Below are 16,181 nucleotides of genomic sequence, written 5' to 3'. Positions count from 1 at the left end.
CGGCAGGCGGGCGAATCGGGGCCGGCATGTCCGGTTTTGGCGAGTTCACTTCTATGCCAATAGTTGTTTAGCCGGCGGCGGTCATTCAGCGTGCGTGTGGCGCGCGACGAGACAAGGGGAAGGACATGTTTGTCGATGTAGGCGTGGTCGTGGCCTATCTGGCCGCGATGCTGTTGCTGGGCTGGTACGGCATGCGCCGGGCCAGGACGCAGGAGGATTTCCTGGTGGCCGGGCGCAATCTCGGGCCGGCCTTCTACATGGGCACCATGGCGGCCACGGTGCTCGGTGGCGCCAGCACCGTCGGCACGGTGCGGCTGGGGTACGTGCATGGCATCTCCGGCTTCTGGCTGTGCGCCATGCTGGGCCTGGGCATCATCGTGCTCAACGTGTTCCTGGCCCGGCCGCTGCTGAAGCTGCGCATCTTCACCGTGACGCAGATCCTGGAGTTCCGCTACAGCGCGCGCACGCGCCATGTCAGCGCGCTGGTGATGATGGCCTACGCCCTGATGCTGGCGGCGACCTCGGTGATCGCCACCGGCACGGTGATGCAGGTGTTGTTCGACATGCCGTTCTGGCTGGCGATCCTGGTGGGCGGCGGCGTGGTGGTGGTGTATTCGGCGGTGGGCGGCATGTGGTCGCTGACCCTGACCGATATCGTGCAGTTCCTGATCAAGACCGTTGGCCTGATGGCCGTGCTGCTGCCGATCTGTCTGTCCCGGGTCGGCGGCTGGGACCAGCTGGTGGCGAAGCTGCCGGCGGCCAGTTTCGAGGCCACCGCGATCGGCTGGCCCACCATCGTTACGTATTTCCTGATCTATTTCTTCGGCATCCTGATCGGCCAGGACATCTGGCAACGCGTCTTCACCGCGCGCAGCGAGCGGGTGGCGCGCGTGGCCGGGGCCGCCGCAGGGGTTTATTGCATCGTCTACGGCCTGGTGGGCGCGTTGATCGGCATGACGGCCAGGGTGCTGCTGCCCGATCTGGATAACGTCAACAATGCCTTCGCCGCCATCGTGCAGGCCGAGCTGCCGCCCGGCATCCGGGGCCTGGTGATCGCGGCCGCGCTGGCGGCGATGATGTCCACCGCCAGCGCCGCGATGCTGGCGTCGTCCACGGTGCTGGCCGAGGACCTGCTGCCGGCGCTGCGCAACGGGCGCGGGTTCGCCCACGTGCGCAGCCATCGCCTGATGACGCTGCTGGTCGGCCTGGTTACCCTCGGCATCGCGCTGGTGGTCGATGACGTGCTGGACGCGCTGACCTACGCCTACAACCTGCTGGTCGGCGGCATGCTGGTGCCGATTCTGGGCGCCATCTGGTGGCGCCGCGCCAGCACCGTGGGCGCCATCGCCAGCATGCTGCTGGGCTGCGCCACGGCGGTCGGCTTCATGATCCGAGACGGGTTGGCGGCCAACACGCCGATCTACGCCAGCCTGGCCGTCAGCGCCGTCAGTTTCATCATCGTCAGCCTGATGGGACAGGCGGCCGCGCCCGTCCCCGGCGCAACCTCTTCCAGGAGCCTTCCATGAGTTTCACCCGCGAGAAGCTGGCGGCCTTGCGCGCCCGGTTCGGCGGCGCCAACGAAGCCGTCATCCACGACCCGCATTTTCGCGCGGTGGCGGCCAACGTCATCGACGACAGCGGCACGCGCAGCGCGCCCTATGCCGGCATGCCGACACTGCTGGACGCGCCGGCGCGGCAGGTCGACTGGAATCAGCCGGATTTTGGCGACCTGCAGGTGGCGCTGCTGGGCGTGCCGATGGATCTGGGGGCCAGCAACCGCAGCGGCTGTCGCTTCGGGCCGCGCGCGCTGCGCGCCATCGAGCGGGTCGGGCCCTACAACCACGCGCTCAGGTGTACGCCGGTGCGCGAGCTGCGGGTGGCCGACATCGGCGACGTGCCGATGCGCAGCCGCTATAGCCTGAAACAATCGCACGAGGATATCCACGCCGCCTACGAAAAGATCGTGGCGGCCGGCGTGACGCCGCTGTCGGTGGGCGGCGACCATTCCGTGACGCTGCCGATCCTGCGGGCGCTGGGCGCGCGGCAGCCGGTGGCGCTGGTGCACTTCGATGCGCATTGCGATACCGGCGGCCCGTTCGACGGCAGCCGTTTCCATCATGGCGGGCCGTTCCGGCAGGCGGTGCTGGAAGGCGTGCTCGACCCGACCCGCACCATCCAGATCGGCATCCGCGGCTCGGCCGAATACCTGTGGGAGTTTTCGTACGAGTCCGGCATGACCGTGATCCACGCCGAGGACATCCCGCGCCTGGGGGTGGACGCGATCATCGCGCAGGCGCGCGCCGTGGTCGGCGAGGCGCCCGTCTACGTGTCATTCGACATCGATTGCCTGGACCCGGCCTTCGCGCCTGGCACCGGCACGCCCGAGGTTGGCGGCGTGACGGTGCGCGAGGCCCAGGCCATGCTGCGCGGGCTGGCAGGGCTGGACATCGTCGGCGGCGATCTGGTGGAGGTGGCCCCGTCGTACGATGCCACCGCCAACACGGCGCACGCGGGCGCACAGATCCTGTTCGAGATCCTGAGCCTGATGCGGCTGCGCGGCGCGCGCTGACGCGCCGGCGTCAGGGCGCCGTGGCGCCCTCGCCCGCCACTTGCAGCAAGGTGTAGCGCCGGCTCGAGTACAGCGGCGTGACCTGTCCGCGCCAGGTCGCCAGCAAGGTGGTCGCCTCGCGCCTGCGCACGGCGAGGAATACCCGCTGGCCCGGGGCGGGCAGCACCGCGGTCAGGGCTTGCGGACCGTCCACCAGGCCGGCCGTATCGCGCGAATAGTAACGGGCGGAGAACGGGCGGCTGCCGACGAAATAAAGCCGATCGCCGCCTTGCATGGCGGCTTCGGCGCGCTGCACCAGTTGTTTTTCCGTCTTGTAGTGCGTCGGCAGCAGCCAGGCCAGCAGGGCCAGGACCAGGGCGGCGGCGGGCGCCAGCGTCATGCCCGCCAGCATCAGGCGTCCCTGGCGCGCGTCACGCCATTGCGCCACCCGCATGCCGAGCGCCAACGCAACGGGCGGCAGCGCCGGCAGCACATACGTCCACAGGATGTTGCCCGACAGCGTGAAGAACGCCGGCGTGGCCAGTGCCCACGTCAGCAGATAGGTCTGGTCGGGGTCGCGCGCCGCCGCGGCCACGCGGCGCCCCAGCGGCGCGTCGCGCCGGGGCCACAGCAACAGGCCGAGCCAGGCGGCGCCCCACGGCATGGTCGCGAGCAGCCAGTCCAGCCAGATGCTGCCGTAGGGGCGCTCGTGGGCCGAGCCGTAGCGGTCGCCTTCCCATCCTGGATCGACGAAGCGCAGGATGTGCTCGCCGAGGATGAAGTAGCGCAGGAATCCCGGCGTCTTCAGCTCGGCCGCGATGTACCAGGGCAAGGTCAACGCCAGCGTCAGGACGATGCCAGCCGCCCACGGCAATGCGCTTAACTGCGCGCGCGCGTTGCGGTGCCACAGCATCCAGGGCACGATCGCGCCGCTGGTCAGCACCAGCGCCAGCGGCCCTTTGGCGAGCAGGCCGATGGCCAGCCCGGCGAAGAAGCCGTAGCGCCAGAGCGGCCGTGGATCGCGCGGCGCCAGCAGGAACGACACCATCGACAGCGTGATGCCCAGGGCCAGGAAGGCGTCGGTCAGCACCGCGCCGGCGCTGGCGTACGGCAGCAGCATGGTGGCGAACAGCAGTGTGGCCCAGCGCGCGGCCTGTTCGCCGCGCAACTGCCGCCCGCAGCGGTGGACCAGCGCCAGCACTCCCAGCATCGCCAGCCAGGACGGCAGGCGCACCGCCAGTTCGGACAGGCCGAACAGGCGGATGGACAGGGCCTGGGCCCAGAAGGCCAGCGGCGGCTTGCCCCAGAACGGTTCGCCGGGTTCGAACCAGGGCGTGATCCAGTCGCCGGTCGTCGCCATCAGGCGGGCGATCTCGGCGTAGCGCGGCTCGGACGTGTCCGCGAACGGCATTGCCGCCATGGCCAGCAGCCGCAGCGCCAGGATGCCGATCAGGCCCAGCAGCAGGCCCTTAGCAGTTAACCACACGCGGACCCTTTGCGGCTTCGGCCAGCGGCATGGCCATCGTGGCGCTGCCTTGTACGTCGCGCACCAGGTAGACCGGGCGCTGCTTGGTTTCCATATAAGTCTTGCCCATGTACTCGCCCAACAACCCGATGGTGATCAGCTGGATGCCGCTCAGGAACGTGATCATGGCCATCAGCGAGGGATAACCCTGGACGTCGTGGCCGTAGATCAGTGTCTTGAAGATGATGATGATACCGAACAAGGCGCCCAGCAGCGCGGCCGTCATGCCCGCGATCGTGGCCCAGCGCAGCGGGGCCGTGGAGAACGACGTGATGCCCTCCAGCGCGAGCCGCAGCAGCGCAAAGACGTTCCACTTGGTGGCGCCGGCGGCGCGCGGCGCGCGGTCGTAGTCGATGACGCGCGTGGGCATGCCGATCCAGGCATACAAGCCCTTCATGTAGCGGCAGCGTTCAGGCAGCCGCAGCAGCGCGTCGACCGCGCGCCGGCTCATCAGGCGGAAATCGCCGGTGTCCGCCGGGATCGCGGCCCGGCTCAGGCGGCTGAGCAGGCGGTAGTAGGCATAGGCAGAGGCGCGCTTGAACCAGTTTTCGCAGGCGCGGCTGCGGCGCCGCATGCAGACCACGTCGGCGCCTTCGCGCCAGGCCCGCACCATGTCCGGGATCAGCTCCGGCGGATCCTGCAGGTCGGCATCCAGCAGGATCACGGCGGCGCCCGAGGCATGCTCCAGGCCGGCCGTCATGGCGGCTTCCTTGCCGAAGTTGCGGCTCAGCCGCACCAGTTTCAATCCGGCTTCGCACGCCATCAGGCCCGCCAGGTATTCGGCGCTGCCGTCCTGGCTGCCGTCGTCGACGAACACGATCTCCCACGGCTCGCCAAGCGCGTCCAGGACCTGCCGCAGCCGCGCGTGACACAACGGCAGCACTTCGCGTTCGTTCAGGAAAGGGATGATGATGGAGATTTGCACCGGGCGCGGCTGGGCGCGCGGCGGGGGCGGGATATCGAGATAGGGACGCATGGTCTGGGTACTTTTCAGTCGATCGGGCGGGCCGCGCCGGCCGTGCGGCGCCGACGTGCCACCACTCTATTGAGCCGCCCTCGACAGCGCGCTGACGGTCACATTACATTTGCGCAAGCTCGGGCCCGCGACGCGGGCCCGCCACGGCGATCATCCGGCCGCCGGCCGCTCCTGGCGCCGCGCCTCGCTCTCGGCCAACTCCACCTCTTCGGCATCCTTGCGGTGCATCAGCCGGTACAGCGCCGGCAGCACCAACAGCGTCAGGATGGTCGAGGAAATGATGCCGCCGATGACCACCGTGGCCAGCGGCCGCTGCACCTCGGCGCCGGTGCCGGTGGCGATTGCCATGGGCACGAAGCCGAGCGAGGCCACCAGCGCGGTCATCAGTACCGGCCGCAGCCGCGTCAGGGCGCCCTCGCGCACCGCCTGGTCGAGCGGCTTGCCGGATTCGCGCAGCGAGCTGATGAACGACAGCAGCACCAGGCCGTTCAGCACCGCCACGCCGCACAGCGCGATGAAGCCCACCGCCGCGGTAATCGACAGCGGAATGCCGCGCAGCCACAACGAGATGACGCCGCCGGTCAGCGCGAAGGGAATGCCGGTGAATACGATCAGGCCGTCCTTGATGTTGCCGAACATGGCGAACAGCAGGCCGAACACCAGCAGCAGCGCGGCGGGCACCACGATCCGCAGGCGCTGCGCCGCCGATTGCAGCTGCTCGAAGGTGCCGCCCCAGGCGGTCCAGTAACCGGCGGGCACCTTGATCTTCTCGGCCAGCGCCGCCTCGGCGTCGGCCACGAACGAGCCCAGGTCACGGCCGCGCACGTTGGCGCTGACCACGATGCGGCGCTTGCCGTCTTCGCGCGAGATCTGGTTGGGGCCGGGCGCCAGATCGAAGGTGGCTACTTCCGACAGCGGGATGTAGGCGGTCTGGGTCTGCCCTTCGCTCCGGGGCAGCGCGATGGGCAGCTTGCGCAGCGCCGGGATGCTCTCGCGCACGGTCTCCGGCAGGCGCACCACGATGTCGAAGCGGCGGTCGCCCTGGAAGAAGGTGCCGGCCTCGCGGCCGCCGATGGCGATGCCCAGGGCGTCCTGCACGTCGGCCAGATTCAGGCCGTAGCGGGCAGCGCGGGCGCGGTCGATGTTGACCGTCAGCACCGGCAGGCCGGTGGTCTGCTCGATCTTGACTTCGGAGGCGCCGGGAATCGCCTGAAGCACCTGGGCGACCTCGGCGGCGGAGCGGTTCAGCACCTCGTTGTCGTCGCCGAATATCTTCACCGCCACGTCGCTGCGCACGCCGGAGATGAGCTCGTTGAAGCGCAGCTGGATCGGTTGCGAGAACTCATAGTTGTTGCCCGGAATCCGCGCGGCCTCTTCCTGGATCGCCTGCAACAGCTCGGCCTGGGTCTTGCGCGGCGCGGGCCACTGATCGCGAGGCTTGAGCATGATGTAGCCGTCGGAGATGTTGGGCGGCATCGGGTCGGAGGCGATCTCGGCGGTGCCAGTGCGGGCGAACACGCGTTCGATCTCGGGGAATTTCTGCTTCAGCCGGGTCTCCAGCTGCTTCTGCATCTCCAGCGACTGGCTCAGGCTGGTGCCAGGAATGCGCAGCGCCTGGATGGCGATGTCGCCCTCGTTCAGATTGGGGATGAATTCGCTGCCCATGCGCGCGGCGATCACGCCGCACACCGCCACGAACAGGGTGGCCGCGGCCAGCACCAGCGGCGTGCGGCGCAGGGCCAGGTCCAGCAGCGGCGCGTAGCGGCGCCTGGCCCACAGCATCAGGCGGTTTTCCTTTTCCGAGACCTTCTTGCCGATGAACAGCGCCACCGCCGCCGGCACGAAGGTGACCGACAGGATCATCGCGCCCAGCAGCGCCAGCATCACGGTCAGGGCCATGGGATGGAACATGCGCCCCTCGACCCCGCTGAGCGCGAAGATCGGCAGGTACACCACCATGATGATCAGCTGGCCGAACAGCAATGGCCGGCGCGCCTCGCGCGCGGCGGCGAAGACCTCGTGGAAGCGTTCGCTGCGTGTCAGGGGCCGGCCCTGCTGTTCCTGCGCGTGGCTCAGGCGCCGCACGCAGTTCTCGACGATCACCACGGCCCCGTCGACGATGATGCCGAAGTCCAGCGCGCCCAGGCTCATCAGGTTGGCGCTGACCTTGTAGGTGACCATGCCAGTGAAGGTGAACAGCATCGACAGCGGGATCACCATGGCGGTGATGAGCGCGGCGCGGATGTTGCCCAGGAACAGGAACAGGATCACGATCACCAGGGTCGCGCCTTCCAGCAGGTTCTTCTTGACCGTGGCGATGGCCTTGTCGATCAGGTTGCTGCGGTCGTACACGGTGACGGCCTTTATGCCGGCCGGCAGGGTCTTGTTGATGGCGTCGATGCGCGCCGACACCGCCCGCGACACCGCGCGGCTGTTCTCGCCGATCAGCATGAAGACGGTGCCCAGCACCACTTCCTGGCCGTTGTCGGTGGCCGCGCCGGTGCGCAGCTCGCGGCCGATGCCGACCTCGGCCACGTCGCGGATGCGGATGGCCTGGCCGTCCACGGCGGTCAGCACCACGTCGCGGATGTCGTCGATGGAGCGCACCTGGCCCGGCGCGCGGATCAGGTACTGCTCGCCCTTGCGCTCGATGTAGCCGGCGCCGACGTTGGCGTTGTTGCGGTCCAGCGCCGTCATGATGTCGGTCAGCGACAGGCCGTAGGAGGCCAGCCGCTCGGTGTCGGGCGCCACCTGGTATTCCTTGGCGAAGCCGCCGATCGAGTTGATCTCGGTGACGCCGGTGATGTTGCGCAGCTGCGGCTTGATGACCCAATCCTGGATCTCGCGCAGGTCGGTCGGCGTGTAGGGCGTGCCGTCTTCCTTCTTGGCGCCCGGCTCGGCCTCCACCGTCCACAGGTAGATCTCGCCCAGGCCGGTGGAGATCGGCCCCATGGTCGGCGTGATGCCTTCCGGCAGGCTCTCCTTGGCTTCCTGCAGCCGCTGGTTGACCAGCTGGCGGGCGAAATAGATGTCGGTGCCGTCCTGGAAGATCACCGTCACTTGCGACAGGCCGTAGCGCGACAGCGAGCGGGTCTGCTGCAAACCGGGCAGGCCGGCCATGACGGTTTCGATCGGATAGGTGATGCGCTGCTCGGTCTCCAGCGGCGAATAGCCGGGCGCGCCGACGTTGATCTGCACCTGCACGTTGGTGATATCCGGCACGGCGTCGATGGCCAGCCGGGTGTAGTTGTAGACCCCGATGGCGGCGACGCCCAGGGTGACGAAGATGACGAGCCAGCGCTGCTCGATGGCGAAGCGGATGAGGCGTTCGAACATGTCTGCGTGCTCCGGCTCAGTGCGCGTGGCTGGCGCTGGCCTTGCCCTGCTCGGCCTTGAGCACGAAGGCATTGCGGGCGACGTAGCGGGTGCCGGCGGCCAGGCCCGACAGCACTTCGACCTGCTCGCCCGTGGCGCGGCCCAGCTTGACCGGCCGCGCCAGGAAGCCGTCCGGCACTTCCACGTACACCACCGATTCGTTCTCGACGGTCTGGACCGCGTCGGCCGCCACCACCACCGCGGCGTCGGCGCTGCTGGTGACCACGTTGACCGAGACGAACAGGCCCGGGCGCCAGGCCATGTCGGGGTTGTCGAGGGTGACGCGGGCCGTGGCGGTGCGGGTCTGCTGACCCAGCAGCGAGCCGATGTACGACACCTCGCCCCTGGCGCGGCCCGAGAACGCCGCGGAGTCGACGCTGGCGGCCTCGCCCACGCGCACGTCCTGCAGGTCCTTGGGCGCGATCACGAACTCCGCCCAGACGGTGCGCAGGTCCGATAGCGTGAAGATGCTGGCGGTGTCGGCCAGCGCCTCGCCCAGGGCGATGTGTTTCTCGACCACCACGCCATCGAACGGCGCGCGGATCTCCAGCCGGCTCAGGTCATTGGACTGCGGCGGCGCGCCAATGGCCGCGAGCTTCTGCGCGGCGTTCTGCACCGCGATCTGGGCTTCCTGCAGCGCGGTGCGCGCCTGCTGGTAGTCCTGCTCGGCCGAGACTTTCTCGCGCCACAGCTTGAGTTCGCGCTGGTGGGTGGCGGCGGCCAGGTCGCGGCGCTTGCTGGCGGCCAGCCATTCGCTGCGCAGCTCCGACAGCGCGGTGCTCGACAGCGCCGCCATCAGGTCGCCCTTTTTCACTTGCTGGCCCAGGTCCGCCGATACCTCCTGCACCACGCCGGCCAGTCGCGGCACCACGTGCGCGGTGCGGTCGGCGTTGAACTTGATCTCGCCGGGGAAACGCGACGCGGTTTCCAGTTTGGCGGGGCCGGCCGTTTCGATCCCGATGGCGGCGGCCTGGATCTGCTCGGCGCTCAGCGTGATCTTGTCTTCATTGTGATCGGCAGCCGCTTCGGCCTCGCCGGCCTTGGCCTGCGGCGCGGCGTCGGCGGCCGGGTGACGGTGTCCATCGCCGGCGGCGTCGGCCTGGGCCGGGCGTGGCAGGGCCAGCGCCAGCAGGCAGGCGGCGGACAGGGCGGCGGCCAGCGCCGGTCGGGAAAAGGCGGAAAGCGCGGTGTGCATGGTCATGGGAGGAATAAGGTTCAACGTCCGAGAATGCGATCGATGTCCGCCGCCGCCTGATAGGCGCTGGCCAGGACGTTCAGGTAAGCGATGTTTCCTTGCGACAGCGTGCGCTGCGCGTCCAGCACTTCCAGGAAACTGACCTTGCCGGCCTCGAAGCCCTTGCGGGCGCTCTCGTAGGCCTCGTTGGCGCCGGGCAGCACGGTGCCGCGGTACTCGCGCACCGAATTGGCGGCCAGGTCGAATCGCGACACGGATTGCAGCAGGTCGGCGGTCAGGCGCGACTCCAGCTCGCGGTACAGGTCGTGCGCCTTGTATGACTGCATCGTGGCCGAATAGACGTTGCCCTGGTTGCGGTCGAACAGCGGCAGGGGGATCGATACGCCGAACTGCGCCTTGTTGCGGCCCTGTTCGTTGTCGCGCGCGACGCCGGCGCTGAGCGTGATGTCGGGATAGCGCTTGCTTTTCTCGACCTCCAGCTGGGCCCGTCCCAGTTCGACCGAGAGGCGGCCCGCCTCCATGCGCGGCGAGGCGGCCAGCGCGGCGCGCAGGTCGTCGATGGCGTCGCGCCGTGGCAGGGTCTGAAGGTCCGCGCTGACCCGCGCGAAATCCGCTTCCGGCGCGCCCCACAACTGCCCTAGCTTGCGCCGCGCCGCGTCCAGCGCGGAGTCGGCGGCGCGGGCTTCGATGCGCGAGTTGGCCAGTTCGACGCGAGCCTTGCTGCTTTCCAGCGGCGGCGCCTTGCCAGCCGCCACGCGCCGTTCAGCCAGGCGCAGGGCGTTCTGGGCAATCTCGACCGTGCCCTGCGCCACCCGTACCGTTTCCTGCGCCACCGCCACGTCGAAGAAGGCGGCGATGACGGCGGCGCGCAGGTCGGCGCGCGCGCCGGACAGATCGCGCCGGGCGATGTCGCGCGCCAGGCCGGCGGCCGTGATGCGCGCGCCGCGCTTGCCGCCCAGTTCGACCGGCATGCTCAGGGCGGTGGTGGTGGTGCGCGTGCTGCGGCGGTTGTCGTCGATGCCGACTTCGAGGCTGGGGTTGGGGATGACGCCGGCCTGCGTGACCTGGCCTTCGCTGGCCGCGGCCTCGTTGCGCGCGGCCGCCAACAGCGGGCTGCGTTCATAAGCGGCGGCCAGCGCCTGTTCCAGGGTCAGGGCGGGCGCGACGCGGGACGCTGGCGCGGCCGCCCCGGGGCCCGCCTGGCTCCAGGCGGGCGAGAGGAAGACGGCGGCCGCCACGAGGAGCGGTATCGGGGATAAACGCATGAGGTCAACCAAGGGAGGGCGCCACGGACTCGGGCTGAGACAGGCATTGGTGAGCACTCTATCCAACGGGCCTCGTCAGATCCTCGACAGAAAAATGACATTTTCGTAAGGTCCGCGCGCCTTACGAATTCGTAATCGGCGTGTTGGCGAATTGACGCGGTCGTGTCCGTAGAGTGTCTTCACCGCTTAACAGAAAGCGTGCAGGCGCGGCGTCCTGGCCGCCCCGGCAAGTCACCGAAACTGGGAGATATCCTCATGCAACAACGCATCGTCGCCACCCTCGCCCTGTGCGGCGCCCTGGCCGTGCCGGCCCTGGCCAGCGCCAACAGCACCTGGCACCCGACCAACACCGAGATCGGCTACAGCATCGCGCCGGACCATGCGGCCATGGGCAAGACCGGCGAGCAGGTCGCCAGCGAACTGGCCGCCGCCAAGGCCGACAGGCGCCAGTGGTTTTTCACCTACTACAACCTGGGCAAGCCGGGCTGGGCCAAGCAGGGCACCTCGCGCACCCGCGCTGACGCGCTGGCGGAAGTCGAGGCGATGACGCCGGCCGAACGCGCCCGGCTGGACGCGATCTATACCCCGGGTTGAACGCGCCCCGTCGTTTCCGCGCCGTTCGCGGCCAGCGCGCCGCGGGCGGAAACCGGTGCGGCCCGACCGCCGCCGCCGTCCCGCGCCCTGGCGCGTGGACGGCGGCTGTCGTATTCCGACGCCGCGAACGTAGAATAGGGTGGCACTGCGTCGCGGTTCGTCCCTTTCTCCATCCGGGGCCTCATGAAAATACTGGTCATTGAAGACGAAAAGAAACTCGCCGAATACCTGCGCCGCGCGCTCACCGAGCACAGCTACGTGGTCGACGTGGCGATGGACGGCGTCAGCGGCCTGCACCTGGCGCGCGAAAGCCAGTACGACCTGATTCTGCTGGATGTGATGCTGCCGGGCATGGACGGTTTTTCGGTGCTGCACGAACTGCGCAAGACCGACCGCGTGCCGGTGCTGATGCTGACCGCGCGCGACAAGCTGGAAGACCGCGTCAAGGGGCTGCGCGATGGCGCCGACGACTATCTTGCCAAGCCGTTCGCCTTGTCTGAACTGCTGGCGCGGGTGCTGGCGCTAGGACGGCGCAGCGGCCACAACGTGGCCGAGGCCGGCGGCCAGAACGTGCTGCGCATCGGCGACCTGGAACTCGATCTGCTGCGCCGGCGCGCCTACCGCGCCGGCACCCGGCTGGACCTGACCGCCAAGGAATTCACCCTGCTGGCGCTGCTGATGCGCAAGCAGGGCGAGGTGCTGTCGCGCCTGGAGCTGGCCGAGCAGGTGTGGGACATCAACTTCAACAGCAACACCAACGTGGTCGAGGTGGCGGTGCGGCGCCTGCGCGGCAAGGTCGACGACCCGTTCGAGAAGAAGCTGCTGCATACCGTGCGCGGCATGGGCTACGTGCTGGAAACGCGGGACGACTGATGCCGGCGCCGCGCCCCAGGTCATTGCGCCGCTGGCTCACGCGCTGGCTGGCGATCCTGACGTTCGCCGGGCTGGGGCTGGTGTGCGTGGCGGTCTATTGGGCCACCAACCGCAACCTGTCGATTCGCCAGGAGGCGCTGCTGGCGCAGAAGATGGAGGTGATCAAGCACCTGGTCGAGGAGAACGCGGCCAAGGGCGATTCGGCCTCGCTGCGGCACAAGCTCGACGACTTCTTCTATGGCCGGCCCGATTTTTCGCTGGCGCTGGAGATCGATGGTAGAAAGGTGGTCTACGGCCTGCCCGATGACAGCGACGCCGGTCACGACAGACGCATCAGTTTCACCCTGCCGGTGCCCGGATCACCCGGCGGCTCGATGAATGCGGAACTGGTGCTGGACATCACCTCCGACCTGCACCTGCGGGCCGCGCTGGCCTGGACCCTGTTCGCCTGCGCGCTGGCCGGCGCCATCGTGGTGTCGGCGCTCGGCACGCGGCTGGTGCGGCGCGCCATGGCGCCGGTCGACGAACTGGGCCGCCAGGCCGCGCGGCTGTCGCCCGACCGCATCGGCGAGCGGCTCGACGAAAGCCACCAGGCCGAGGAGATCCGACCGCTGGTGCACCAGTTCAATGCGGTGCTGCAACGGGTGGAGCGCGCCTATGTGCAAATGGAGGGTTTCAACGCCGACGTGGCGCACGAGCTGCGCACGCCGCTGGCGACGCTGATCGGCGAGACCGAACTGGCGCTGAGCGGCCGGCGTTCGGAGCGGGAGTTGCGCGAAATCCTGGGATCGAACCTGGAGGAACTGCAGCGGATGTCCGGCATCGTCAACGACATGTTGTTCCTGTCGCAGGCCGACCGCGGCGCGCAAGCGCGCGGCGCCTGGATCCCGAGCCTGGCGCAGGTGTTGTCGGAGGTGGCGGACTACCATGAAGCGGAAGCCATGGACGCGGGCCTGTCGTTCGCGGTCTCGGGCGAGGCGGCGGCGCAGGCCGATCGCTCGCTGCTGCAGCGGGCGGTCTCCAACCTGGTGTCCAATGCCGTGCGCTATGCGCATCGGGGCAGTCGCGTCGATCTGCTGGTCGACCGGGGCGAGGCGGGCATCCGCGTCGCCGTGCGCAACCAGGGCGATCCCATCGGCCAGGAGCATCTGCCGCGGTTGTTCTACCGCTTCTACCGCATGGACGCGGCGCGGCCCTTCGATGCCAACCACCATGGGCTGGGACTGGCCATCGTCGCCGCCATCGCCCGCATGCACGGCGGCAGGCCGTTCGCGTGCTCCGAGGGCGGCGTCGTCACCATCGGCTTCTGGATTGCCGACCGCCCCATTACAGAAAACTAATTTTCCTGTGCGGATTCTGTTGGCATGCCTTGCCTAGACTGCTTCTGTACGCTGGCCGCGCCCCTGTGAGGGTGCGCGGGTCCGAGCGCGATGGAGCGTTTATGCAGCGATGGAAGCGGGCGGCATGTGCCGCCATGGTGACGGCGGGCCTGGCCGCGGCCTGGCCCGCATCGGCGGCCCGGCCGGCGCCTGGCCTGGACGGCGCCGCGGCGGTGGACTGGCAATGCGACGTGCCGGCCGAGGCGCGGCGCGAGTTCGCCGCGCGGCGCGCGCAGGGCGCAACGACGCGCGAAGAAGTGCGCGCCGACGTCGAGGTCTGGCGCGCATCCGGCATGGCGCAGCTGTCACGCGCGCGTCCCTTGCCCGACGTCTTCAGCGAGCGCTATCGGCAACGCTACGCGACGTATCTGCGGATGCGCAGCGGACCGGAATTCGAGGCCGCGCTTTGCAGGGAGTTGCAGGATGCGCGCTGAACCGGCGCCGCCGACGGCGCGGCCATGCCGCCCAGCATGGCCTGCCTGGGGTAGCGTGGTTACTCGCTATACGTCTTGGTGCTGTAGAGGCTGATCGGCAGCAGGTTCAGTACCGGCAGGCCGGATCCGGGATCCTTGGCCTGCTTGTCGATGTAGGCCTGCAGCACGTCGGCATCCAGCACGCCGATATCCTGGCGCCGCGCCGCCGGCACGTTGGCCAGCGTCTTGTAGCCGTCGCCGCCGGTGGCGTTGAAGCTCAGGACGAACAGCTTGTAGGTGCGGTTCAGGTCCAGCGGCAGCCAGTTGCCGCTGGCGCCATCCAGCACCTCGATGTTCGATACCCGGCTGCCTTGGGCCAGCGCCGCATTCACGTCCCAGCGCAGCCCGCCCGCGTATGGATAGGGGCCGGTGGAGCCGCCCGGGCCATAGACCGCCTGCATGCCGTCTTCCAACATGCTCTTGACCTCGGCGCCGGTGATATCGAGGCGCCACAGCATGTTGCCGAACGGCACGACCTCGATCACGTTGGCCGCCGTCACGTTGCCCAGCAGCGGCACGCGCACGCCGCCGCCGCTTTGCAGCGAGATGTCGGCGCCGCCATAGTTGGCATTGGCCACTTCCAGGTAGGCCTGGGCCACCAGTTGCTGGATGTCGCCGCCGTGCAGGCTGACGTTGCCGAGCGTGTTGCAGGCGACGCTGGAGCGGGAGTAGTCGCGCGAGCCGGGGCCGCCGGGCACGCGCCGCGAGCACAGTTCCTGCGGCACCGTCGCCACCAGGCTGGCGCTGAACGCGTCGACCTTGGTCTTGAACGGCTGCAGCACGGCCGTCGCCTGCGGGTCCGGGGCCTGCACGCGCAGCAAGCCGCTGGCGGCCACGTCGGCCAGGATGGCGGCCTGGTCGGCGGCGGCGGGCGCCAGGCCGCCGATCTTGAAGTTGTCGCCTATCAGCACATGGGGCGTGCCGGCGCAGGCGGTCACATCGCCGTTCGCGTCAAAGCTGACCTTCAGTTCGCCGACAACCTGCGAGTATTCCCAGGCCTGCACTAGGCAGACGCGCTTGCCGTCCTTGTTGCGCAGTTCGGTGGGATAGGCGCCGGCGGGCGAGCCGACGCCATAGGTCGACAGCGCGGCCGGGCCCAGCAGAGTATGCGAGTCGCCGCCCACCACCACGTCCACGCCGCTCAGGTTGGGGATGATCTGCTTGTCGTAGTCGTAGCCGATGTGGCTCATTACCACGATCTTGTTCACGCCCTGGGCGCGCAGCGCGTCGATCTGCCGCTGCGCGGCGGCGGTTTCGTTGGAGAACAGCGTGCCGGGGTCGGGGCTGGACGACTGTTGCGTCTTGTTGGCGATGGTCAGGCCGACCAGGCCGATGGGCTGGCCGTCGCGCTGCAGCACGATGGATGGCTTGACCATGCCGGGCGCGCGCGACGGATTCAGCGCCGAGTTGGCGCCGAAGGTGACGTTGGCGCTGAGCACAGGCGTCTGGCAGGGGCCGGCGTGCAGCAGTTCGATGAAGCGCTTCAGGCCGCTGTCGCCCTTGTCGAACTCGTGGTTGCCCAGCGTCATGGCGTCGAAGCAGACCGTGTTCATCAGGGCTGCGTCGGCCGCGCCCGCCTCGCCGGCGCGGTTGAAGTAGAGCGTGCCGGTGGTGGCGTCGCCGGCGTGCAGCTTGAGCACGTTGGGCGCTTGCGCGGCCAGCGCCTGGAAGGCGGCGGTCACGCGCGGGAAGCCGCCGACGTCGGCATTGACCGTGACGCGCGCGCCCGCGGCGTTGAGCAGCTTCAGGTCTTTTTTTCTGCTGTCCAGATTGGAATGATGATCGTTGATATGCAGGATCGTCAGTTCCAGCGGCCGGCTGGCGGCCGGCGCCGGTGCCGGCGCCGGGCTGGCCGGCGTATCGTCGTCGCCGCCGCAACCGGCCAGCAGCGCCACCAGGCTCAATGCGGCCACGCCGGCCGTCCGCTTCCACGTAATCATTCGCGCGCTTCCCTCTGTCGTCGGAGGGCGCATGGTCG

The 16,181-nt window shown here is 69.0% G+C and carries 12 protein-coding genes; 6 read left to right on the top strand and 6 right to left on the bottom strand.

Features of this window, described 5'->3' with window-relative positions:
- Window positions 1-125 precede the first annotated feature (125 nt).
- On the top strand, window positions 126-1,526 hold the full coding sequence (locus ACN6O8_RS12450; RefSeq protein ID WP_427991351.1) for a sodium:solute symporter: 1,401 nt from the start codon (window positions 126-128) through the stop codon (window positions 1,524-1,526).
- Entirely contained in the window at window positions 1,523-2,569 is a 1,047-nt protein-coding gene (gene speB, locus ACN6O8_RS12445; RefSeq protein ID WP_427991350.1) for an agmatinase, read from the top strand. Before ACN6O8_RS12450 ends, speB begins: the two co-directional genes overlap by 4 nt.
- 10 nt (window positions 2,570-2,579) lie before the next feature.
- Here the strand turns inward: speB and ACN6O8_RS12440 are convergent, their stop codons facing one another.
- The 5 genes from ACN6O8_RS12440 to ACN6O8_RS12420 all read right to left on the bottom strand — a co-directional run bounded on the left by ACN6O8_RS12440 (window position 2,580) and on the right by ACN6O8_RS12420 (window position 10,884).
- On the bottom strand, window positions 2,580-4,034 hold the full coding sequence (locus tag ACN6O8_RS12440) for an ArnT family glycosyltransferase (protein ID WP_427991349.1): 1,455 nt from the start codon (window positions 4,032-4,034) through the stop codon (window positions 2,580-2,582).
- Entirely contained in the window at window positions 4,018-5,049 is a 1,032-nt protein-coding gene (locus tag ACN6O8_RS12435) for a glycosyltransferase family 2 protein (protein WP_427991348.1), read from the bottom strand. Before ACN6O8_RS12435 ends, ACN6O8_RS12440 begins: the two co-directional genes overlap by 17 nt.
- 150 nt (window positions 5,050-5,199) lie before the next feature.
- On the bottom strand, window positions 5,200-8,385 hold the full coding sequence (locus ACN6O8_RS12430; protein ID WP_427991347.1) for a CusA/CzcA family heavy metal efflux RND transporter: 3,186 nt from the start codon (window positions 8,383-8,385) through the stop codon (window positions 5,200-5,202).
- Between the two features lie 16 nt (window positions 8,386-8,401).
- Window positions 8,402-9,625, bottom strand: coding sequence for an efflux RND transporter periplasmic adaptor subunit (locus ACN6O8_RS12425; protein WP_427991346.1), 1,224 nt, complete (start codon window positions 9,623-9,625; stop codon window positions 8,402-8,404).
- Window positions 9,626-9,639: 14 nt separating this feature from the next.
- On the bottom strand, window positions 9,640-10,884 hold the full coding sequence (locus tag ACN6O8_RS12420) for a TolC family protein (protein ID WP_427991345.1): 1,245 nt from the start codon (window positions 10,882-10,884) through the stop codon (window positions 9,640-9,642).
- A gap of 255 nt (window positions 10,885-11,139) precedes the next feature.
- On the opposite strand from ACN6O8_RS12420, the gene ACN6O8_RS12415 reads away from it, so the two are divergent.
- The 4 genes from ACN6O8_RS12415 (at window position 11,140) to ACN6O8_RS12400 (ending at window position 14,164) form a co-directional block, all read left to right on the top strand.
- Window positions 11,140-11,478: a DUF4148 domain-containing protein gene (locus ACN6O8_RS12415; RefSeq protein WP_427991344.1), complete on the top strand. Its 339-nt coding sequence runs from the start codon at window positions 11,140-11,142 to the stop codon at window positions 11,476-11,478.
- A gap of 183 nt (window positions 11,479-11,661) precedes the next feature.
- Complete coding sequence (locus tag ACN6O8_RS12410) at window positions 11,662-12,351, top strand: heavy metal response regulator transcription factor (RefSeq protein ID WP_020925543.1); 690 nt, start codon at window positions 11,662-11,664, stop codon at window positions 12,349-12,351.
- Entirely contained in the window at window positions 12,351-13,691 is a 1,341-nt protein-coding gene (locus tag ACN6O8_RS12405; RefSeq protein ID WP_427991343.1) for a heavy metal sensor histidine kinase, read from the top strand. The genes ACN6O8_RS12410 and ACN6O8_RS12405 overlap by 1 nt, the downstream gene beginning before the upstream one ends.
- Window positions 13,692-13,792: 101 nt before the next feature.
- The gene (locus ACN6O8_RS12400; protein ID WP_427991342.1) at window positions 13,793-14,164 is read left to right on the top strand and encodes a hypothetical protein; all 372 of its coding nucleotides are present in this window, start codon (window positions 13,793-13,795) and stop codon (window positions 14,162-14,164) included.
- A gap of 59 nt (window positions 14,165-14,223) precedes the next feature.
- Here ACN6O8_RS12400 and ACN6O8_RS12395 read toward each other — a convergent pair whose 3' ends face one another.
- Window positions 14,224-16,143 carry a bifunctional metallophosphatase/5'-nucleotidase gene (locus ACN6O8_RS12395; RefSeq protein WP_427991341.1) on the bottom strand — a complete coding sequence of 640 codons (1,920 nt, stop codon included), beginning with the start codon at window positions 16,141-16,143 and terminating at the stop codon, window positions 14,224-14,226.
- Window positions 16,144-16,181: the final 38 nt, after the last annotated feature.

Origin of the sequence: Achromobacter sp. (assembly GCF_050285565.1) — a bacterium.
In the GTDB taxonomy this organism is placed as follows: Bacteria; Pseudomonadota; Gammaproteobacteria; order Burkholderiales; family Burkholderiaceae_B; genus Achromobacter.
The sequence above is the reverse complement of the archived record's forward strand: the minus strand, read 5'-3'. Positions and strand labels throughout refer to the sequence as shown.